24 protein-coding genes are annotated in these 20,435 nt (G+C 60.4%); 7 read left to right on the top strand and 17 right to left on the bottom strand.

The annotated features are described in order from the left end of the window. Positions 1-49: 49 nt before the first annotated feature. Together PSV40_RS00520 and PSV40_RS00515 are read right to left on the bottom strand one after the other, a co-directional pair. Positions 50-1,531 (bottom strand): hypothetical protein, encoded by a 1,482-nt coding sequence (locus PSV40_RS00520; protein WP_300533061.1) that lies wholly within the window; start codon positions 1,529-1,531, stop codon positions 50-52. Between the two features lie 149 nt (positions 1,532-1,680). Further along, complete coding sequence (locus PSV40_RS00515) at positions 1,681-1,983, bottom strand: hypothetical protein (protein WP_300516824.1); 303 nt, start codon at positions 1,981-1,983, stop codon at positions 1,681-1,683. 359 nt (positions 1,984-2,342) lie between these two features. Here PSV40_RS00515 and PSV40_RS00510 point away from each other — a divergent pair, with 359 nt between their 5' ends. Together PSV40_RS00510 and PSV40_RS00505 are read left to right on the top strand one after the other, a co-directional pair. Beyond that, positions 2,343-2,768 (top strand): CopG family transcriptional regulator, encoded by a 426-nt coding sequence (locus PSV40_RS00510; RefSeq protein ID WP_300533060.1) that lies wholly within the window; start codon positions 2,343-2,345, stop codon positions 2,766-2,768. A gap of 30 nt (positions 2,769-2,798) precedes the next feature. After that, a complete protein-coding gene (locus PSV40_RS00505; RefSeq protein WP_300533058.1) occupies positions 2,799-3,881 on the top strand; it encodes a PHB depolymerase family esterase in 1,083 nt (360 codons plus the stop codon). 139 nt (positions 3,882-4,020) lie between these two features. Here the strand turns inward: PSV40_RS00505 and PSV40_RS00500 are convergent, their stop codons facing one another. The 3 genes from PSV40_RS00500 to PSV40_RS00490 form a co-directional block, all read right to left on the bottom strand. After that, entirely contained in the window at positions 4,021-5,253 is a 1,233-nt protein-coding gene (locus tag PSV40_RS00500) for an MFS transporter (protein ID WP_300533056.1), read from the bottom strand. A gap of 145 nt (positions 5,254-5,398) precedes the next feature. Next, on the bottom strand, positions 5,399-7,849 hold the full coding sequence (locus PSV40_RS00495) for a transglycosylase domain-containing protein (RefSeq protein WP_300533054.1): 2,451 nt from the start codon (positions 7,847-7,849) through the stop codon (positions 5,399-5,401). Positions 7,850-8,077: 228 nt separating this feature from the next. Beyond that, a complete protein-coding gene (locus tag PSV40_RS00490; RefSeq protein ID WP_300533052.1) occupies positions 8,078-8,656 on the bottom strand; it encodes a DUF2889 domain-containing protein in 579 nt (192 codons plus the stop codon). 224 nt (positions 8,657-8,880) lie between these two features. On the opposite strand from PSV40_RS00490, the gene PSV40_RS00485 reads away from it, so the two are divergent. Further along, positions 8,881-9,312 carry a MerR family transcriptional regulator gene (locus tag PSV40_RS00485; protein ID WP_300533051.1) on the top strand — a complete coding sequence of 144 codons (432 nt, stop codon included), beginning with the start codon at positions 8,881-8,883 and terminating at the stop codon, positions 9,310-9,312. Between the two features lie 3 nt (positions 9,313-9,315). Here the strand turns inward: PSV40_RS00485 and PSV40_RS00480 are convergent, their stop codons facing one another. Continuing rightward, positions 9,316-9,726 carry a nuclear transport factor 2 family protein gene (locus PSV40_RS00480; RefSeq protein WP_300533050.1) on the bottom strand — a complete coding sequence of 137 codons (411 nt, stop codon included), beginning with the start codon at positions 9,724-9,726 and terminating at the stop codon, positions 9,316-9,318. Positions 9,727-10,034: 308 nt separating this feature from the next. After that, positions 10,035-10,742, bottom strand: a complete 708-nt coding sequence (locus tag PSV40_RS00475) for a DUF4395 domain-containing protein (protein ID WP_300533048.1) — start codon at positions 10,740-10,742, stop codon at positions 10,035-10,037. 210 nt (positions 10,743-10,952) lie between these two features. On the opposite strand from PSV40_RS00475, the gene PSV40_RS00470 reads away from it, so the two are divergent. Next, a complete protein-coding gene (locus PSV40_RS00470) occupies positions 10,953-11,489 on the top strand; it encodes a c-type cytochrome (RefSeq protein ID WP_300533046.1) in 537 nt (178 codons plus the stop codon). Between the two features lie 338 nt (positions 11,490-11,827). Here PSV40_RS00470 and PSV40_RS00465 read toward each other — a convergent pair whose 3' ends face one another. From PSV40_RS00465 to PSV40_RS00445, 5 genes are all read right to left on the bottom strand, one after another. Then, complete coding sequence (locus PSV40_RS00465; RefSeq protein ID WP_300533045.1) at positions 11,828-12,235, bottom strand: nuclear transport factor 2 family protein; 408 nt, start codon at positions 12,233-12,235, stop codon at positions 11,828-11,830. Between the two features lie 150 nt (positions 12,236-12,385). Then, on the bottom strand, positions 12,386-13,852 hold the full coding sequence (locus PSV40_RS00460; protein ID WP_300533043.1) for an aspartate aminotransferase family protein: 1,467 nt from the start codon (positions 13,850-13,852) through the stop codon (positions 12,386-12,388). 11 nt (positions 13,853-13,863) lie between these two features. Then, positions 13,864-14,139 (bottom strand): hypothetical protein, encoded by a 276-nt coding sequence (locus PSV40_RS00455; RefSeq protein ID WP_300533041.1) that lies wholly within the window; start codon positions 14,137-14,139, stop codon positions 13,864-13,866. After that, a complete protein-coding gene (locus tag PSV40_RS00450; protein ID WP_300533039.1) occupies positions 14,136-14,492 on the bottom strand; it encodes a hypothetical protein in 357 nt (118 codons plus the stop codon). Before PSV40_RS00450 ends, PSV40_RS00455 begins: the two co-directional genes overlap by 4 nt. A gap of 109 nt (positions 14,493-14,601) precedes the next feature. Continuing rightward, positions 14,602-15,225 (bottom strand): DedA family protein, encoded by a 624-nt coding sequence (locus tag PSV40_RS00445; protein WP_300533037.1) that lies wholly within the window; start codon positions 15,223-15,225, stop codon positions 14,602-14,604. A 185-nt stretch (positions 15,226-15,410) separates the two neighbouring features. On the opposite strand from PSV40_RS00445, the gene PSV40_RS00440 reads away from it, so the two are divergent. From PSV40_RS00440 to PSV40_RS00430, 3 genes are all read left to right on the top strand, one after another. Further along, on the top strand, positions 15,411-15,695 hold the full coding sequence (locus PSV40_RS00440; protein ID WP_300533035.1) for a DUF4389 domain-containing protein: 285 nt from the start codon (positions 15,411-15,413) through the stop codon (positions 15,693-15,695). A 36-nt stretch (positions 15,696-15,731) separates the two neighbouring features. Continuing rightward, on the top strand, positions 15,732-16,088 hold the full coding sequence (locus tag PSV40_RS00435; RefSeq protein ID WP_300533033.1) for a VOC family protein: 357 nt from the start codon (positions 15,732-15,734) through the stop codon (positions 16,086-16,088). 131 nt (positions 16,089-16,219) lie between these two features. Then, the gene (locus PSV40_RS00430) at positions 16,220-16,597 is read left to right on the top strand and encodes a hypothetical protein (protein ID WP_300533032.1); all 378 of its coding nucleotides are present in this window, start codon (positions 16,220-16,222) and stop codon (positions 16,595-16,597) included. A gap of 111 nt (positions 16,598-16,708) precedes the next feature. Here the strand turns inward: PSV40_RS00430 and PSV40_RS00425 are convergent, their stop codons facing one another. The 5 genes from PSV40_RS00425 to PSV40_RS00405 all read right to left on the bottom strand — a co-directional run bounded on the left by PSV40_RS00425 (position 16,709) and on the right by PSV40_RS00405 (position 20,180). Then, positions 16,709-17,164: a TIR domain-containing protein gene (locus tag PSV40_RS00425; RefSeq protein WP_300533030.1), complete on the bottom strand. Its 456-nt coding sequence runs from the start codon at positions 17,162-17,164 to the stop codon at positions 16,709-16,711. A 67-nt stretch (positions 17,165-17,231) separates the two neighbouring features. Beyond that, complete coding sequence (locus tag PSV40_RS00420; RefSeq protein ID WP_300533029.1) at positions 17,232-17,825, bottom strand: 7-cyano-7-deazaguanine synthase; 594 nt, start codon at positions 17,823-17,825, stop codon at positions 17,232-17,234. Beyond that, positions 17,815-18,816 (bottom strand): hypothetical protein, encoded by a 1,002-nt coding sequence (locus PSV40_RS00415; RefSeq protein ID WP_300533028.1) that lies wholly within the window; start codon positions 18,814-18,816, stop codon positions 17,815-17,817. Before PSV40_RS00415 ends, PSV40_RS00420 begins: the two co-directional genes overlap by 11 nt. Positions 18,817-18,831: 15 nt before the next feature. Then, on the bottom strand, positions 18,832-19,695 hold the full coding sequence (locus PSV40_RS00410) for a DUF4231 domain-containing protein (protein WP_300533026.1): 864 nt from the start codon (positions 19,693-19,695) through the stop codon (positions 18,832-18,834). A 14-nt stretch (positions 19,696-19,709) separates the two neighbouring features. Further along, positions 19,710-20,180, bottom strand: coding sequence for a TIR domain-containing protein (locus PSV40_RS00405; RefSeq protein ID WP_300533025.1), 471 nt, complete (start codon positions 20,178-20,180; stop codon positions 19,710-19,712). Positions 20,181-20,435 lie beyond the last annotated feature (255 nt).

Below are 20,435 nucleotides of genomic sequence, written 5' to 3'. Positions count from 1 at the left end.
TTTGGCTTCCCCGTTTGGCGATTCTGAGCATTGGAAAGTAGATCAGCTCTTATAGACCTCTTTCAATGTAGCGTTTTAGCCTTGGGTCACTTACAGTGAAATGGTCAACAGGCCGTCCACCATCTGGGCCGACTTTTGATTCAAAGTACTCCACCAGCCCGAGCCCCAGCCACCCATCTATTCTCGCTCTGGCGGCTTGCGGGCCTATACCAAATCGTGAGCCGACATCTTTGGAGTTGAATACTAATGCTTGCAGCTTCGCGATCTGAGCGGCAACCACGGTATGCCCGCTATTCGCCAGGCTCCTCTTAGCATATTCGTCCATTCCCAAATGCATAGAACCTTCTTGCACCAAACTGTGTTGCCCTTGATTTGCTTGAATGTGCTGGGATATGGCTACGTCCAAAAGCGTTATGAGGCTTCTCGGCGAGTACTCGGCTAGCTGAAAAATCTTAGGGAGAAACTCATCGATGTGAAACTCCTCTTCACAGATGCATTGAAGTGAGGAGTGCGCTCCGTTTGAGAAAAAGTAAAGTCGTTTCTCGATTAACTCTCGGAGGTATTTCTCACTCCAATTAACTTCTCCATTTGGAATTTTGTCCCATCGAATAGGAAAGCCATTTGCGTTTGTAAGGCCCTCACTGACCTTATCCCAAAGGAAAAAAGCCCAAGTAAGCCCGTCAATCTCATGAAGCTGAATATTCGCCAGCATGGGATAGATGAGACGTGCCGCATCCTGGATATTATTTGCAGTCCATTCCGTCTCATCTACTTTATCGACATGGACCAAAACCCCAGAGAATCCAAATACTCTTGCCAGTTCAACAATCTTGCTGAACGTGTACAACGGATCGCCAAACCCCTGTGCGTGCTGGCGCTTAAATAACTCTTGATAAGAGGAAGGGTTTCCTAAATCCACCTCAAAATATTTCTCGCCAAACCTGGCTGCAAGAGTGCTCACCACACCAACAAGCTGATCCCAACGCTTGTCTGCCCAAAGTTGACTTTTCTGAATAATAGAAATATCCAGAGTGGCAAAGCAATCGGTCGCTGAGACGTTCCGAGAATGGTCTGGGCGATTCAAATAGAAGGTACCGACCAATCTTCTAACTAGATCGCGTTCGGGTCCTTTGAGGGCAGATATTATTTTTTCTCTATCATCCTCTTCCAACGAGCTTAACCAACTCAAAATTTGCTCTATCGCCAAGAACGTTAACTGATTGGCAAATAGTTCCAACGGCGCACCAGTGGCAGAGTAAGGTCGGAACACATTGAAATTGCTGAGAGTGACGACCAGCGGCTTTGGACTATCATTCCAAAGTATTTGGGAGACTGTGAGCCTAGTTGCACTCTTCCCACTCCCCCGTGAACCCGCTAAAACAAATATTCCTTTTTGAGACGAAGTTGCAAGTACTCGATCAAGGTAGGGCGGTCTAACAGCATATGCCGCAATGTTGGGCTCTCGCTCGGCGGTGTTGTTTTCGAACGGGTTGGATGTAAAACCAAACTGAGAGTAAAAATCTGTTGCCAAGAAAACTCCTTTTCCCTCGGTTAGGTAACACGGGGGGCTGAAAATAGCATTAAAAGCCAAGTATGCAGCTCGGCCTACAACCTGTCATCCCGCAAACAGACTAGATCGACACATTCTGTATGCCTCGTCCGGCAATCTGAACACCGCTTCTAAGCCTGCCAAACCCCATACCCCAACTCCCGCAACGCAATCCCCAGCTCCACCTCCATGTCGCGCGCGCCTTCGTACGGCATGGGGTTGTACATGGCGTACAGACCGGGCAACAGGCGCACACCCCACTTCTGCACATACACGTTGGACTGGATGCCGGCCTTGTGTTTGTCGAAGCGCACATCGGGGTCCAGCCCCGTCATGCCGACGTACACAAACGGTTTGCCGAGCTGATAGTCGGGGTTGGCGCGGCGAAAGCGCCCCACGTTCCAGACCTCGTCGGACAGCTCGATCACGTACACGTGGTAGTGGTGGCTGCGCGGGGTGCGCTGCGGATTTTTGGCGCGCGGCTTGGCCGAGGCGGCATCGGCGGCATCACTCGCTGCGGCCGGCGGGCTTTTCTTTCGGGGGGTCTTGCGGGGCGCGGTAGCCATGGTGGCTGAAGTATGCGGCAAGCGGCCGGGCGCCCAGTCCGCTACCAAATAGATAGCTGCTCGCGCCCGCCCATCAAGGGCTGAGGGCCAATTTCACTCATGACGACCGCGCCTATTGGCCTGGCGCCACAGCGCATGGCTCATCCCCTGTGTGCCATCCACCAAACCGCAAAAAAATCCAATAACCATCCTTAAACCATCTACTCAGATGGTGCCAAGATGGTTTCATGCCCAAACCCAGCAAAACCTCGCAAACCTCCCCGCCCCGGCCGGTGGACGAAAAAATCACCATCAACCTCGGCTGTGTGGACCTGGGCCAGATCGACCTGCTGGTGCAGGAAGGTTTTTACGCGAACCGGACCGACCTGATACGTACCGCCATCCGCAACCAGCTGGCCACTCACGGCGAGGTGGTGCGGCAGGTGGTCTCGCGCAAGACGCTGGTGCTGGGCATCCAGCATTACAGCCAGGCCGACCTGCTGGCCGTGCAGGCGGCCGGCGAGAAGCTGCAGATCCGCGTGCTGGGGCTGGCCTCGATTGCGCCCGAGGTCACACCCGCGCTGGCGCTGGCCACCATTGAATCGATCACCGTGCTCGGCGCCCTGCATGCCAGCCCTGCCGTCAAGGCCGCGCTGGTGCAGCGCATGGCCTGACTCTCTGAACCGAACCGAAAGAAGAACCTGATGACCCCTGACTTCCAGCAACTGATGCGCAACGCCGCCCGTCTGACCCGCACGGGCGACCTACAAGCCGCCACCGCCGCCATTCAGGCCGCGCTGGCGGGCACCGCCCCGGCCCCGACCCCGCCTGTCCCTCGCGCGATGCGCGACATGGCGGACGTGATCGACGTTGTGGCGCGCGAGTTGCCCGACACCGACGTCAACACGCCGCCGCGCCCCGCCGCCAATGACACGCCCGGCCCCGGCCGCTTCATTGCCGGCAGCCACAGCAACGCCGCCGGCCGCCGCGACTTCAAGCTCTACATTCCGCCGGGTGCGGGCGAGCGCGCGCTGCCGCTGGTGGTGATGCTGCACGGCTGCACCCAGAACCCGGACGACTTTGCCGCTGGCACGGCCATGAATGAACTGGCCCGCGCGCAGGGCTTTTTTGTGCTCTACCCCGCGCAGTCGCAGCAGGCCAACCCGCAGCGCTGCTGGAGCTGGTTCAAACACAACCACCAGGCGCGCGGTCGCGGCGAGCCGGCGCTGCTGGCCGGCATGACGCACGAGGTGATGGCGGCCCACGCGGTCGATCCAGAGCGCGTTTACGTCGCCGGCCTGTCTGCGGGTGGTGCAATGGCGGCGATTCTGGGCGATGCCTACCCGGATGTCTACGCGGCGGTGGGTGTGCATTCGGGACTGGCCGCGGGCAGCGCGACCGACCTGCCCTCGGCACTCGGTGCCATGAAAGGCGGTGGCCACCCGCTGCGCGGCAGCGCCAGCGGCGTGGCAACCATTGTTTTTCACGGGGACGCCGACACCACGGTGCATCCGGTCAATGGCCATCAGGTCATCACCGCGAGCGCCGGCACGGCCAGCAGCGTGGAGGTCGAGCACATCGCCACAGCGGGCGGGCGTGCCAGCACACGCAGCGTGCACCGCGCGCCCGATGGCGCCGTGGTGGCCGAGCACTGGCTGGTGCACGGTGCGCCACACGCCTGGTCAGGCGGCAGCACCAAAGGCAGTTACACCGACGCGCGCGGACCCGACGCCAGTGCCGAGATGCTGCGGTTTTTCATGGCGCATCCGCGCCGGCAGGGCCACTGAGGACCGCGCTTATTGAGCGTGTCAAAACTCGTGTCCCTCGGATCGCTCAATCCCTCACCCCAGCCCTCTCCCAGGGGGCGAGGGTGAGAGAGGTCCCATTCACCGTCGTGTAGCTGGAAAAAATCAGTAATCTGCTGCGCTACGCGTCGCGCCGGCGCAGCGCCCAGGCGAAGAACACGCCCTCGGCCGCCATGACGGCGCCGCCCAGCGCCACCACCGCACCGGTGCCGATTTGCGCGATCAGGCTGGCGGCCACCACCACACCGACCGACTGGCCCAGGAACAGCGAGGAAGCGAACAGCGAGACCGCCGTGCCGCGCGCGTGCGGCGCCATCTGGGTGGCGTTGGCCTGCATGGTGTTGTGGAACATGAAAAAACCAAACCCGGCCAGCAGGCTGGCGGGCACGGCGGGCAGCCAGTGCGGCGTGAAGGCCAGCACCACCGCGCACACCCCCACCAGAAGGCCACCGAGCAGCACCAGCTTTTGCTGGCCAAAGCGGCGGATCATGTGGCGCCCCACCGCCATGTACATCACACCGCCCAGGCCGAACAGCGCCACGATGGTGCCCGCCCATGACAGCGACAGGCCCAGCGAGCGGTGCAGGTGTGATGCCCAGATGGCCAGCACGCCAAAACCCGCCGCCCCTTCGACCAGCGCCATCAGCAGCACCACACGCGACCACGGGCCGGTGACGATGAGCAGCGCCTGTTTCACGAAGCCGGGGCGCGCGTCCTGCGGCGCCGCGGCCGCCACCGCCGGCTCAGCCGGGGCCGCCTGCTGCCGGCGCCAGTCGCCCCACAGCAGTACGCCCACCACGCCGAACAGCAGCGTCAGAAAGGCAAAGGCCCAGCGCCAGCCGAGCGCGTCGGTCAGCAGTCCGCCGGCGAGCTGGCCGCCCACAATGCCCAGCGTGCTGCCCAGACCGGTGCGGGTAAGCATTTCCTGCAGCTGGTCGGACGGCACGGTGTCGCCGACCCAGGCCATGGTGAGCGGAATCAGCGCGGCCGCGCCCAGCGCCATCAGCAGGCGCGCCCACACCAGCATGTCCAGGCTGGTGGCCAGCGTGGCCGCGATGCTGCCCACGCAGCAGCCCAGCGTGGCAAAGGTGACGATGCGGAACTTGCCGAACCGGTCGCCCAGCGGGCCGTAGAAAAGCTGCGCCACGCCGTAGGTCACCGCAAACACCGACACCACCAGCGCCGCCTGCCCCAGGCTGACGGCAAACACGCGCGACAGCTCGGGCAGCATGGCGTCGCAAATGCGCTGCGCGGCCATGCTGGCAAAGGTGGCCATCGACAGCAGCACGATGGAGCGGCGCGTGGCCGCGGACAAAGGGGCAGAAACAGGGGCAGAAACGGGGGTGGTGGTCACGAAGCGAAGGGGTTGGTTGACGCGCTGCAAGCGTCATGGGGCCAGGCACCGGCCCATTGTAGGCAGGACCCGGCAAGCGCGCTTGGCGCGTGGGCGCAGCGGGCGCGCAGGCGGGATCGTCCGCTTGCTGCCCGCCTTGGTCCGTTTACCGAACCTGGCCGGGCGGCAGGGGCGCGTACTGCGGCGCGCGTTCGCCCTGCGGCAGGCCGATCACCACGCCGGGCTGCGGCGCAGCGCCGCTACCCGACATGGGACGGGCGCCGGGAATCGGCTCCCAGCGCGGGTCGCCGCCCGGCGGGGGTGGCGCGGTGGTCGGCGGCGAACTGTAGACGGGCGGGCTGTAGGTCGGTGGCGGTGGCGGCGGGGTGTAGCTAGGCATGGCCTGCTCTTCGGCCGGCGGTTGCCGCGGCGTGACCGGCTGCGACGGGGACGGGAACAGCCCGCGCAGCCAGTCGTTCACCTGGTCGAGCACCGGCTCGATCACAGTATCCACCCGGCTGCTGCCGCGCGGTGCGTCGAAGCGCGCGTTGGTGTCCACCACCCGGGTGCGCAGCGCCTGCTGGAAAAAATCGCCCACGATGGGCAGCGCGCTGTGGGCGCCCTGGCCCCAGTAGTCGCTGAGCGTCACGCGGTTGTCGTTGAAGCCGACCCACGCGCCCGCCACCAGTTGCGAATGCATCAGCACAAACCAGCCGTCGGTGTTGTCCTGCGTGGTGCCGGTTTTGCCGGCCACGTCGGCCTGGATACCGAACCGCGAACGGATGCCGGCACCGGTGCCGCTGTCGATCACGCCGCGCATCACGTCCAGCAGCACCTGCGCCGAGGGAATGGACAGGGCCTGTTCGGGCACCGCGGCCTGGAAGGTTTGCAGCACCTTGCCGTTGCGGTCTTCCACGCTGGTGATCAGCAGCGGCTCGATGTAGCTGCCGCTGTTGGCGATGGTGCTGTAGGCCGACACCATTTCCTTCAGGGTCACCGGGCTGGTGCCCAGCGCCAGCGAGGGCACCACGTCGAGCGTGCTTTGCCGCACCCCCATGGCCTGCGCCAGGCTGGCCACCTTGGCCGGGCCCACGCTCTGCATGACCTGCGCGGTGATGGTGTTTTTGGAATAGACCAGGCCGTTGCGCAGGCTCATGGGCGCGTAGCTGGGCGGGGTGCCGTCCCGGGGCCGCCACACGGCGCCGTTGCCCAGCGGAATCTCCACGTCACCGTCCATGAAGCTGTCGGTCGGCCGGGCGCCGTTTTCAAACGCGGCGCCGTACACAAAGGGCTTGAAGGTCGAGCCCGGCTGGCGGCGCGCCTGCTGCACGTGGTCGAACGGGTCCTGCACAAAGTTGCGGCTGCCCACCCACGCCCGCACATGGCCGTTGCGCGGGTCCATCGCCACAAAGCCGGCCTGCAGCCGCGTCTTGTCCTGCCGCAAGGTCTGCATGAAGTCCTTGTCGGCCTGCAGCTGCTTGAGGGCCTCCTCGTCGGTCTGGCCGGACTCTTTGGCGGCCTTGTACTCGGCGCTTTCGCGCACAAAGGCTTTGACGATGTCTTTTTTTGCGGCCCAGGTGCGCGGGCCCCATTCGTTGTTGGCCACGCCCTGCAGCTTGTCGGCCTGGCGCGCCAGCGCCTGGTTGGCCTGGGCCTGCAGGCGCGAGTCGATGGTGGTGCGCACCACCAGCCCGTCGGCGTAAATGTTGTAGTCGTTGCGGTCGGCCCATTCGATCAGCCAGCGGCGCACAAACTGGGAAAAGTGCGGCGCCGGGCCCAGCGGCTCGGTCTGGCGCTCGAAGTCGACCTTGAGCGGCCTTTTCTTGAGGGCCTGGAACTTCGCCTCCGTCAGCTTGCCATGCTTGACCATCTGGGCCAGCACGATGTTGCGGCGCTGCGTGGCGCGCTCGGGGTTGAGCACCGGGTTGTAATAACTGGTGCCCTTGAGCATGCCGATCAGCGTGGCGCTTTCCAGCACGTCGAGCTTGTCGGCCGACTTGTCGAAGTAGGTGCGCGCCGCCATTTCAATGCCGTAGGCGTTGTACAGGAAAGGCACGGTGTTGAGGTAAGTCTCGAGGATCTCGTCCTTGGTGTAGACCGCCTCGATCTTCAGCGCGGTGATGGCCTCCTTGATCTTGCGGGTCACCGTGGCCGAGCGGCCGATCTCCTTGGGATACATGTTGCGGGCCAGCTGCTGCGTGATGGTGGAGCCGCCCTGCAGGTCGCCGGTGAAGGTCTGGAACACGGCCGAGGCCGTGCGCTTGAGGTCGATGCCGTGGTGCTCGTAGAAGCGGTGGTCTTCGGTGGCAATCAGCGCGGCCAGCACGTTGGGCGACATGTCGGCCAGCTTGACCCAGTCGCGGTTGGCGCGCTTGAACACGGCCAGCTCCTTGCCGTCGATCGACATCACCCGGGCGGGCTTTTCTTCCTTGGCCTTGCTCAGGTCGCTGATGCTGGGCGTGAAGGGAATCAGCACCAGCGCATAGAGCAACAACAGCGCAGGAATGGCGGCCACCGACAGGGCCACACCACGCCGGGTGGGGTTGCGCAGGCGGCGCAGGGTTTCAGCGGCAAAGGCGGCGGCGAGAGTCTGGAGACGGGCGAAGATTTTTTTCATCGGGTGACAGTGTAGGGGGTGCACTTGTAAGGGACTGTAGGACGCCGGCGGAAGGCGACGGGCGGACGCCGGGACAGGCTGGGCGTTGGCGGCGGGGCTGCCGGATCTTGAGAGTAAAAAATGGCCTCAGCCCAGGCGGGACAAGCGCAGACAGCTATTGTTTTTATAGTGCCCAGCAGTGATGACTGGCGGTTACCGGCACCGGCCATCGCGCGGTTCAATCGCCATTCAGGCTTTCCGCTTCAAGGGCTGCCAACCCGCAAACTTCGGGTAGTGGCGCTGCACCACCTGGCCGTCGAAATCCCAGGCGATGCACTTGCCCAGGTGGTAAGGCGGCTCGGCGCTGCCGGACTCGGCAAGGCCGGCCTGCGCGCGCAGATGGCCGCGGTACACCGGCACCGTCTGGTACGCCGCCGTCGCCATGTTGAACAACATCTCCCGCAGGTGGGTGCAGCCGCGTATGCCGCCCAGCGCCTTTTCGATGGCCTGGCGCCAGCCCGGCCCCATGGTGACACCCACCATCTGCTGCATCGGGTCGATGCCCTGCTGGCATTCGTCAAACGGCGCGTGGTCACTGACGCTGGCAATGTCGCGAATGACCAGGCCGTCGTCCACCGTGGCGCGTATGGCCATGCCGTGGATGGGTGTACCCGGCGGCACTTCGCGCTCGGAGCGGACATGTTCGTAGGTACGCACATCGGTCATTTCGGCTTCGATGTCCCACAGGCCGTCCTCGCGCCGGTAGCCGCGGTAGACGACGGCGCGTGTGTGCAGGTGGGTTCGGGCTTGGGGTGCGGGCAGTGGCATGGGGTGGAAAGGGTCCAGGGCAAAGAGACCATTTTCCCAGCAACACGGGCGCCGTGCTGCCGGGCGCGCTGCCCATGGCAAATCAAGGCGCAAAATCGGCCCTCAGCCCAATATTGACGGGCGCCACCAGCTACGACTTTGATAGCGTTTCCCCATCACCAGCCAGCCGCCCTGCAGGGGGACGGGGCTTGAAGCCGGCCGGCCGCTGCGCCAGAATGGACCGCATGGCCACCTCCGCCCCCCTTCTCCTGCAGGACACCCCGACGCTGCGCATCGGCGAACTCGCGCGCCTGAGCGGGCGCAGCGTGTACACCATCCGCTGGTACGAAGCGCAGCACCTCATGCCCGGCGCCGCGCGCGACGCGGGCGGGCGGCGCGTGTTCTCGCAGGCGCATGTGCAGTGGCTGGGCCTGCTGAGCCGCCTGCGCGCCTCGGGCATGAGCGTGCGCGACATGCAGGCCTATGCGCGCCTGGTGCGCCAGGGCAAGGCCACACTGGCCGACTGCCGCGAGATGCTGCTGCAGCACCGCCTCAAGGTGCAGCAGCGCGCCGACGAACTGCGCGACGCGGTAGCCCTGGTGGACCACAAGATCGCGCTGTACGACAAGTGGCTGGCCCGGGCGGAAACCGGAGACAGAAAGACCAGGGCCGGTTGACGCTCAGGACGGCGCGTCCAGCACGGCATCCACCAGCTGCGTGTCCAGGTACTCCACCAACTCCCTGAGCTTGCCGCCTTCGAAGCGGCAGACATAACAGTAGGTGTTGTTGTAGGGTTGGCCTTTTTTCGTGTTCACCTGTCCGCGGCACTCCACTACCACCATGTCGCCCTCGGCGATGAAACGTGTGGCCCGGTTGCGGTATTGGTCAGCAAACTGCGCAAACAGGGGGCGGAACAACTCGTCCCGCACCACCTGCTTGCCCTCGTAACGCCGCGACCAGGCCGTCTGGCCCGGCAGGATCCAGCAGAAGTCATCGGCCATGGCATCTATAAAAGGCCGGCCATTGCCCTGCGCCAGTTCGGCAAAGATGGCCTGCATCCGCTGTTTGTTGGTTGGAGATTCGGTGATCATGTCAGGGGCCTTTTCATGGAAAAAGTTGAAGAGGCCCTGATTGGAAAAGCTGGAGTGCACTCGAAGTCAAGCGCACCCCCGCGCACAGCTACCGGACGGCTGTCATGGCGGACCCCGGATCAAGTCCGGGGCAGGCTCTGATCCGCCATCCATGGGGGCACACCCGAAACGCTGGTTTATGCGGCATGGATCCCGGATCGGCGTCCGGGATGACAAACCAGGTTGCAGTCCTTCTGCACAGTGCGCAGTGCGCAGTCAGCTCTGTTTTCCATAGCAGACAGCGCCCAGCCAGCCAGCCAGCCAGCGAATCAATCCCAGGCGAGATTGTTGCAAGCCTCGCACTCATCCTTGAAAACCCCCATCCGGACCAGCAGCGCGTGGATCTTGCAACCCACGCAAACGCCCAGGACGGCTTCCATCCACATGAAGCCCAGGCAGACCCAGACCAGCACCAGCGGAATCCAGCGCGGCATGAAGTTGGAGGTTGTGGTCAAGAGGGCGTGGCCGGTCAGCCCATTGACCCAGCCGGCAAAAACATCCGGATTGAAGAAGACCAGACAGGTCGCGATCATCGTTGCACCGATCGACCAGGCAAAGCGTTTGGGCATCAAAGGCTTCCAGACGGGCGGGCTGCCTTTGGCCAACAGGCTGCTGATGAAAATCGTGGGGGAGAGCCGCGAGCTCCATACGAACATGCCCGCGATCATTTCAAACAGGGCATAAAACAGCACATAGGTCTGCGTCGAGTATTCAAAAGTACGGCGGACCGCTTCGACGTTGTAGAGAATGCGCCCGTCAAAATCCGTGTCGAAGGTGTCCTTGATGACGTTGCCCGTGACCACCCAGTGCGAGGAGAACAACACGTCATAAAGCGTCAAGCCCATGTAGAGCGGGATCAGCAGCATCAGTCCGGCACGTATACGCACCGCCGTGTCGTTGATGAAGACACTTTTTTCGCCCGGGTCGCGGTACCAAAGCCTTTGAAAGACGTTTCCAAAACTTTTGAACGCATTCATCATGATCCTCTTCCCCAAAATGGGTATTTATAACCAACATCTTATATAGTTTTTTGTCCTTTTCAAGCCTGGGCAAACCCGAGGCCGCAGATGCCAACGCAGCCACTGGTTTGTCTGCCACAATCACACAAGGTACACGCCACATGCCCGTGCGGTACCCAGGGATCGCGACGCTGTTACTTGGCCGCTACAAGCGCAAAGGTGATGATCATGGCAAGGATTTCGATGTTTACACTGAAGCCTGCATTGGCCGCGATGACGGCGGGACGCCGCAGCCTCCTCTACGGCGCCGCCTTCGCGCCGGCCCTGTTGCTCGCCGGATGCGCCGTGGAAGTGGAGAACACGCAGGCTGCCCAGGAGGTCGCACGGCTCTCCAGGCCGCCCGGGTCGGTCGCCATCGGGTGGCGCGTCTTCCAGGACAGGTGCGCGAGCTGTCACGGCGTCGCTGCGACAGGCACGGCGAACGGACCCGACCTGTTGCCCAGGGTTCGGGAAATGGGTTCACGCCAGTTCGTGAGCCTGGTGCTCAAGCGCTACGACTGGAATCTCCCCCCATCGCAAGCCACCAGTGAGGGTGCGGCGCGGGAAGCCCTGATCGACGAGATCCTGGAGCGCAGGAGAAACTTCAAGCCCACGATGCCCGCGTGGGATGGCGAACCCATCGTGACCACCCATATCGTGGATCTCCATGCCTATCTCTCGGCGCGCGCGCAAGGCACGCAGGGCCCGGATCGTCCGCTACCCTAGTACTGCAACCCGAAAATATCGAAACATGAAAGCGCGCCTTCGCACCCATGGCGGCGTTGCAATCCTTGCGAAGGCGCACAGCCTTCGCTGCGGCTTGCGCCTTGCCCTGGGCACGAAATCATCACTTTCATTTTGTTTCGCTACTTCCGTGCTGCAGTACTAGGAGCCTGTCTGTCATTGCGGGCCGCGGATCAAGTCCGGGGCAGGCTCTGACCCGCAATCCATGCCGGCACAACCAGAACTGTGGTCAACGAGGCATGGATCCCGGGTCGAGCCCGGGATGACAAGCCAGGGGCCGGGATGACAAACCGGGGTCCGGGATGACCAGTCAGGGTTGCCTAGGTTTCCACCACCGAATGCCACCAGATCCTGAAGTCGCGGCACAGGCCGCCGGCTTCAAATTCGGCCACCGCCACACCGTCGAGCGCCAGGCGCGGCAAGGGGTCGCCCGGCTGGCGCGCGAGCTGGCTGGTGCCGGTGGAGGCGGCCCACATCGCAAACATTTCTTCCGAAGTGACCTGGTACGTGGTGTGCCAGTGCGCAATGCCGCCCAGCGCCTCGGCATGCAGGATGTCGAAGGTAAGCACGATGTCGGTCTGCAGCTTGACGCGCTGCCAGTACTGCCGGATCTGCGCGTGCCCGGTCTGCACCGCAAACGGCGTGTTGTGGTACTGGCCGTCTTCGGTGAACAGCGAGGCCAGCAGAAATTCGTCGCGGGTCTCCCACGCCTTTTTGTAGTTTTCCATGAAGCGCTGCATCAGCATTCCGGGGTCCCTCCGTCTTTCGAAAATCTGTACGCCAACCCGGCTACCGGGATTGATATTTTGTCATTGCGGGCCCCGGATCGGAGTCCGGGGCAGGCTCCTCGAGTCCGGGATGACCCTCATGTTGGTGCATCAGCCCTTCGGAGTTTTCCGCTGCTGGCGCGCCACATACCAGCGCGCCACGCGCTCCACCAGCACGTCCACCCTGCCCTTGAGCCCGGGCGCCACGGGTGGTGCGGCATGCAGGTCGATCTGCTGCCCGCCCGCCTTGTACATCTGCACAAACATGTCGAGCACCTTCTGGCGCACCATGCCGCGCAACGGGATGTGACTCATCATGCCGTAGGTGGCGGCGCTGCCTTCCTGCGCCAGCGCGGGGTTGGCCTTGACGGTGGCCACGGCGTCCTTCAGGTCGCGCAGGTAGGCGTCCACCACGGCCAGGTGGCCGGCGGTGATCATGGCGTGCAGGCCGTCCGGCTTTTGCAGGCGGTTGACCGTCCAGCCCTTGGCGTCCATCTGGTCGCCCACGGCAAAGATGTTGACTGTCGCATCGCGCGAGCCGTAGGCCAGCAGCGGGCCGGTGGGCTCGCCCATCACGTACAGCTCTGGCATCGCAGCAACGCCTTCACGCATGGTGTCAAAGGCCTGCAGGGTCTGCGCGGCGAGCGCGCGGTAGCCCGACTGGCCGAAGTGCTGCATGGCCGCCCACGCCGCCGCATAGGCGCCGCCCGGGCGCGTGCCCAGCAGCGCCGGCGAGGCAAACACGCCGCCGGGCCAGTCTTCGTAGACAAACATCTGGTGGCGCAAATAGTCGAGGTTGCGGTAGGTGATGGTGGAGGCACCCTTGGCCGCAAAGCCGTATTTGTGGATGTCGGCCGAGATCGAGGTGACGCCGGGCACCCGGTAGTCCCACAGCGGCAACGTGCGCCCGTTCATGGCCATGAAGGGCAGGATGAAGCCGCCCACGCAGGCGTCCACATGCAGGGGAATGCCGCGCTTGAGCGCCATCACGCCCATGGCCTCAATCGGGTCGATGCTGCCGTGCGGGTACTCGGGCGCCGAGCCGAGAATCATCACCGTGCGGCGGTTCAAGAGGCGCGGCAGCTTGCGCACGTCGGCGTGCAATTGTTCGTCCAGCGGCAGCAGGCGCACCTTGACGTTGAAGTATTCCGCCGCCTTGAACCAGGCCACGTGCGCGGTGACGGGCAGCACCATCTCGGGCCGCTTCACACCGCGCAGGCTGCGCGCCATGTCGCGGTAGGTCTTGACGGCCAGCAGGCAGCTTTCGGTGCCGCCGGAGGTGACCACGCCACAGACATCCGGCGTGCCGTGGAACAGCTCGGCCACGGCCGCAATGATTTCCGTCTCGAAACGCTTGAGGCTTTTGAAAGCGGTGGGGTTGAGCCCGTTGGCCGACGAAAAAGCCTGGTAGGCCTGGCCCATGAAGGCGTCGTGTTCTTCGCCCAGGTAATACACCAGGCTCCACAGCCGGTTGCCCTTGTAGTCGGGGTCGTGCGCGCCGTAGCCCTTGAGCTCGGCCAGCACCTCGGCCTGGGGGCGGCCCTGTTCGGGCAGAGAAGTAGTGGAAGTGGTACTCATGGCGGGCTCCGTCAATACATGGCGTCGTGGTCGCCCACATTGACGGGAAAGATCTGCTGGTCCTGAATCAACAGCTCCAGCGTGATGCGGTACGAGAGATTGATGGACACCGAATGCAGGCCCTCAAGGCGCCCGACCAGCGCATGCAAACGCAAACTGGGGTGGTGGGGATTGATCTCAAGCAGCTGCAGCGTCTTGAGGTACTGCTTTTCCACGTCCGGATGCCGCTTCAAAAACCGCGTCGCACGTTTGACGTATTGGTCGGTAAAAACGAGCTGAAAGCTCATGCGGCAGGCTTGGTCGTCTTTTTGGCAGTCTTCCCGGCAGTCTTTTTGCCGGTCGTTTTGGCGGGCTGCTTTTTAGCCGGCCCTTCAGCCGGCTTGCCGGCCAGCGCCGACACACGCGCCACATGGGCCGCCGCCGTCTCCACCACAAACCGCCCAGCCGCCCTGTCCGCCTGGCTTTGCGCCAGCGCAGCGTCCAGCTCGCATTCACGCAGGTAGTGGTAGTGCGCAACGTCCATCACCACATAGCGGTCTTTTCCGCGCACCGAAATCATGGCCTCGGGCTGCGTGGCCAACAACGATTCGATGGCGGCCACACCCCGGGTTTTCAGGTCATTGGCGGTCAGTTGGGTCATGGCATTCCTTTGTCAGGGCAGATTCCTGATGGGATTAATCATTCGATTATAAATACCTGTGAAAGTACTTACAACAGCACCATTAAAAACCTTATTCCAGCCTCCAACCTCAAATCTCAGGCGTCCGTCCTTGTCTGGCGCGCCGGCGGCTCAGCAGCCAGGCCGCCAGCACCAGCAGCACGACGCCAAAAACCAGCACCCCCTGGAAGCGGCTGACCAGCGCCAGAATCTCCTGCCAGCGCCCGCCCACATAACGCACGCCGTACACCAGCAGGGGCAGCTCCACCAGCGCCGCCGCGCCGTCGAAAATGAAAAGGTGGCGGTAAGGCATCTTGAGGGAGCCCGCCGCAAAAAACAGCGGCGTGCGCACGCCCGGCATGAAACGCACCACAAAAATATAGGCCGGCCCATAGCGGCGCATGGTGTCCTGCATGGACGCCAGCCGCGCCTCGGGCACCACGCGTGCAAAGTAGCGGTGCCGCAGCAGCCGCGCCCCAAAGCGGTGGCCCCAGTGAAACACCAGCGCATCACCCGCCACCAGCCCGAACCACGCCACCACCATCAGCGGCGCCGGCTCCATCACCCCCTTGAGCGTGAGCGCCGCTGCCGCGAGCAGCAGGATGTCTTCATTGATGGGCGCGCCTATGCCGCAGCTGAACAACAATGCAAACAGCAGCGCATACGCGGGAAAGCCCTGCAGCGACTGCAGGAAGGCCATGGCGGAATCAAACATGGGCGCTATTCTGATGCCTCGGGAAAAAGAGGAACAGCTGGTTTCCCCCACTGCAGACCATCGACCGGACCCGACTGCCAGGCCACTTCCACCCCATGCGGCAGCGCGCTACAGTTGCTTGATGCACCTCAACCCTCTCAGCCCACGCCCGGCGCAGCATATCCACCCCCACTGAAGGAGCCACCATGACTGACAACGCTCTTGCCACCCTTCCACCACCCCGCAAACTCTGGGTGCGCGCGCTGCTCATGCTGCTGATGTGCATGGCCTTCCAGATCGCCGCCTGGGTGCTGATTGTTGTGGCCCTGCTTCAGCTGGGCTTCGCCTTGTTCGCCGAAGAGCCCAACCCGCGCCTGCAAGGCTTCGGCCGCAGCGTGGGCCGCTACCTGGCGCAGATCGCGGGCTTCGTCTCCTTCGCCACCGAGACACTGCCCTTCCCCTTCAGCGACTGGCCGGCCGAAGACTTGTGAGCAGCATGCAGGCATAGCCCTTCACCAAGGATTGTCATGACCACGCCACCCGAAAATTGCCGCATCAACTACATCGAACTGAACGTTCGCGACATCGACAAAGCCAAGGCCTTCTACGGCCAGGCTTTCGGCTGGACCTTCACCGACTACGGCCCGGAGTACGCCGAGTTTTCAGACGGCGCGATGAGGGGCGGCTTCACGACGCTGGCGCCGCCCTCGCCCGGCGGCGGCCCGCTGGTCATCCTTTACGCCGACCAACTCGAAGCCGCTCGCGACAGCGTGCTGGCAGCCGGCGGCACCATCAGCCGCGAGATCTTTGCTTTTCCGGGCGGGCGGCGTTTTCATTTCAAGGATGCGGATGGGTATGAGCTGGCGGTCTGGTCAAAAGACTGACTTATTGGTCAAATCGGCCTTCAGCCCTTTATTCACGGGCGCAAGCAGCTATATATTCAATAGCGACTGGCGCCACCCAGGACATCAACCTCGAGGAAATAACCTTCGACAGCAAGCCGCGCGGACGCAGCTTGGACGACAAAGACAAAAAACCACCGCCCCAGCCGATCACCCCGGTGGCGCCGGGCTCGCACGACGCCGCGGCGATCATCCAGCTGAGCGATGGCCGCCGTACGACGGGCGTCGACACACTGGAAGCGGCCAAGATGGCCGCCGACCGGGGCGTGCGCATCTACCTCGTCGGCCTGGGAAGCGTGGGCGGCCCCGAAGCAATGCCCGAAGGCATGCCCATCTACCTGCAGCTGGACGAGCCCACCTTGCGCGAGGTAGCACGCATGACCGGCGGCGAGACCACCATGCGGGCACGGCGGAAGCGCTGCGCAGTGTCTACGAAAACCTCGGGTCGCAGGTACAGGTGCAGACACGCGAGACGGAGGTCACGGCGTTGATCGCCCTGCTGTCGGCGGTGTTTGCCCTGGGGGCGGGGGTGCTCTCCCTGCTCTGGTTTCGGCGCCTGGCCATCACCCAAGCATTTTTCAACATAACTCACTAGATCAAACTTACCGTGAACGACTTGCATCGTTCACAGCTTTAGTCAACGCTTCGTGAGACCAACGAACCATGCCGTACCCGCCTTTTTTAAATGCGGAAGGCGTAACTGAAGGAGCGACGTCCCCCTTATAAACACCTACGACACCCTTTCCACGTCGCGCACTTTCCTCGATTTCCCAGTTGACCCATTGACTGGTAGCAGCATTCGCGGAAAGGTAAACCAGCGTCACTGATACTCGATCAATCTTCTCGCGAATCTTGCTCTTTATGTACTCAGCATTAGCACTGTTGTAAGCGTCCTTGACTGAATGATCGTCAAATTCAAGTTCAGTATTTTCATTCCTCGCCTGCCCGCGAAGAAGATTAATCTCGTTGAGATCTTCGTACGCGAAGCTAATAAAGACATGCTTTACCCCGTCGCCCGGTGACTCGATTTTCTTCAGTGCGTCAGCCTTCAATTGCATGAGCTCCCCCAAAGATAAGCCGGGTGTTCTTCCACGCCTTCCGTTGCCGCCCATATGACCTCCTATGTCATGTATTAACGAACTCCAAACATGAAATGCAATTACCGCACGGCAGACGCCCTCCAGCATGGCAAGAATAGGTCCCAAAAATACTTCTGTCCCGAGCAAGAGCGACTACATCGGCTTTTGAGAATTCGCTAAGCGGGGCAATCACGGGAATCGAACGCCCCAATGCTGATCTGATCGCAGCCTCTGCGGCTACTAGGAAGTTCTGTCGCTGATCAGGAAAAAGACTAAATTCCTCTGATAGCACGCCGATAGAAATAGAATACGCATTTTTTTGAAATGCAAAGGATGCACCACACACTAGAAAGAGCAGGTTCCGGCAAGGAGTAAACGCATCTAATCGAACATCCTTTTCTGCCGAGGTTAGTCCGGATTCAATCACCTTACCGAACCCACCCAGATTCATGTAAGTTGGTGACGGAAGATTCAGCTCTGAATAGACCCTCCTGCATGCCTCCAACTCAGCCACCGCTGCACGTTGGCCGTAGTCAATAAACAAAGGAAAGTTATCCACCCCTGCATCCCTGCACATGACCGAGATAAGTGTGGAGTCAAGCCCCCCAGAGGCCAGGACAACAGTTGATTTATTTTCCATTTTTCCAAACGCCGTGAATTAAGCAGCTCGCGTGCGCATAGGGCGGAAATGAGTTAACCACTAGTTCCTCTACAGAACTATCTGCAACGGCTTGGCGAATTACCTCGTTCCAATCCCCGTAAAAATCCAAGTTGTGAGCCAAGGTCTTAACTTCGTAGGAGCTTTCGGCTTGAGCCCATCTGCCCTGATTAAGAAATAGCGCAGCGTGAGAAAAGTGATGCAACTGCTTAGACTGATAGTCGACTACAGTTTGACACCACTCGAGTCCATCAAAACTATCGGCCCCAGCTTGTGAAAAAAGCGCCATCGACAGCGGATTACCGGTACCCAAGAGATGCACTGAGATGTGTCGCCCAAGTGAATTCAGGTTTCGTCGAATTTTTGCCACTGTGCTAATGCGATCAAACAAACTAGACCCCAGACATCTCTCTGGAACAGCAACTGCTTGCAAGTCTCCAAACGTCGCAAACTGAGTGATCAAATTGGGTAATTCCGCGGGCTCCCCATGAACGATCGGAATGAGAAATGCCCCTGCTGATGCATCTCGATCTGCCGTTAGTTGCTTCAGCAGAAGGTCAATGTGATCATCTTCTCTCTCAGGAGGATCTTGGTAGTCAAACCCAAAGGCCAAGTCTGGCTTAAACCAACTTAAAGCATCGTGATACTCCGTCGCTGTCCAACGCTTCTCAGGTGCATGCCAATAAGACTCGTAATTGCCAGAATCCATTAACACCAAGGTCTTGTCGGTCCGCGATTTGGCTCGCTCTGCCAAAAACTGAGACCGGACACCCTCATCTGCCCGAACTAAGTCATACGCGGAAATGAGAAATTGCTTACCTCGGAAGATTGAATTTATCAGTTGGAAATAAGCCAGTGGAGAGAGTTGAGTTTTGACGGACGAAATCGACGGAAAAAATATCGGAGCGGAGAGATTCATCCCCAGCCAGCTAGACACCCGCTCATTCATTTCTGATGGTCCAATCAGTGCCAAATTGTGAGGGTGTCCTCAGCGATCTTTGCGCGCGACCCACTGAGTGTGTTCCCGAGAAAATGCATTCTCAGCATCGCCGACAAACTCGGAGAATTCCTCCAATGTTTGGGGCTTTAAAGCGTCCAAGCTGACTAAGTTTATTTCCACGGCAGCCAATGCGTAAGCCGCAGATAGTTCGGAAAACCGCTTCGCTTGCATCCAGGTCAATACACATGCACCAGCTGCGATAAAAATATCCGTTGGCCAGTATGGTGCAGCGGGATAGCTGATTTTTCCAAGCGCAAATAGTATTGCCAATACGTTTAAGACGATGAGCGTAGCAAAGAAGATGGCAGCCTTGTTGCCGTTAACTCTTGATTTTTCCGTGTACCAAGATAGCTGATCCGATATCCGGCAATCTCTATATCTTTTTTTTCTCATCTCCAGAGAATCGGCTCTATGTTTTTCCATAGCCGACGTTAACTGAGCTTCATCAAGGTGATCTGTAAACTTTCCAGCTAGATCGATATTTTGTTTGAGAACATCCTTTAGCTTCTTAACAAATGCTGCGCGCGAGACTTCGTCCGCCGTCTGAAATGGCTCCGCCTTGCAAACGTATCGCCAAGAAAGTGTCTTTATTGACTCTGCTAAAGCCCTCGCGGAATACCAAATCTTTTCTGGCCTAGTACTAAATAGATAAATCGAACAGGCAAGGGCAGCAAGCATCACAACGGCCTGAGTCAGCGCCGCATATGATGAAGGATGATTTACCACCGACAGAGCAGCCGCTGTAGTTAAAAAAACCAGATGCGCTATCAAGGCGCGGAAAAACTTTCTTTGCGAGGCTTCCGACAGCTTTCCAGCAGATCTATACAAGGCCGGGAATTCAGAATTTTCCATTACTTATCGCCAGGCTAGTAGCCCAGCCGCTGATACAAGTTTTCGTTGAAATGCCAATTTCCCTTGGGCTTCATCTCAAATTTTTCGAGAGCGTGAGCGATAATTTTTGGAGAAAATGGAACGAAAATTGCGCCGATATTATTCATTAGCGGCGGGCAAGTTTCAGGAACAATTGAGCGTGATTTATCAAGATTTACACCAATAATTGTGCAGTCCTTTTCAATAGCTACTTCCAACTCCCATCGTACGTATTTGTGCTTTGTCCTAGTGTCTTTGCCAATTATCTGGATGAATTTTCCAGCCATGTTGATGCGTTCACGACATAATTTTTTGATGTACTGCTCGTCCTCAGAGTTGATACTTGATGCTAGCTGACAGTCAGTGAAGTTGAAGTCAATATGTTCATGCGCTTTCCAAGCTTGCATGAGCCTGTAGCTGTTTATGTCTGTGCTGCTGAAACCCACAAAAGTACGCGGTAGCCCCATACCTTCTCCTTTTTTTGCACTTGTGCTTTCACTGCAGAAATCTTCAGCAATGCATACAAACGCGCTAGCAGCATCGGGGCTTCATAGCCACCGCGCTATTCACTGAAGGATCGTATCGCCCCGTAGCCCACGAGTCCTCCTACAAACGGAGGGGAATCAAGCGTGTTGTTGTTAAATCTCCACCAAATAGGCCAGGTATCCGGAGCCTGTCAGAAATTTTGTGTGTGAGGCATAACATGTCACGAAGGAACATGA

This window comes from Polaromonas sp. (genome assembly GCF_029945925.1).
In the GTDB taxonomy this organism is placed as follows: domain Bacteria; phylum Pseudomonadota; class Gammaproteobacteria; order Burkholderiales; family Burkholderiaceae_C; genus Polaromonas.
This window is presented reverse-complemented; position numbering and strand designations above follow the sequence as displayed.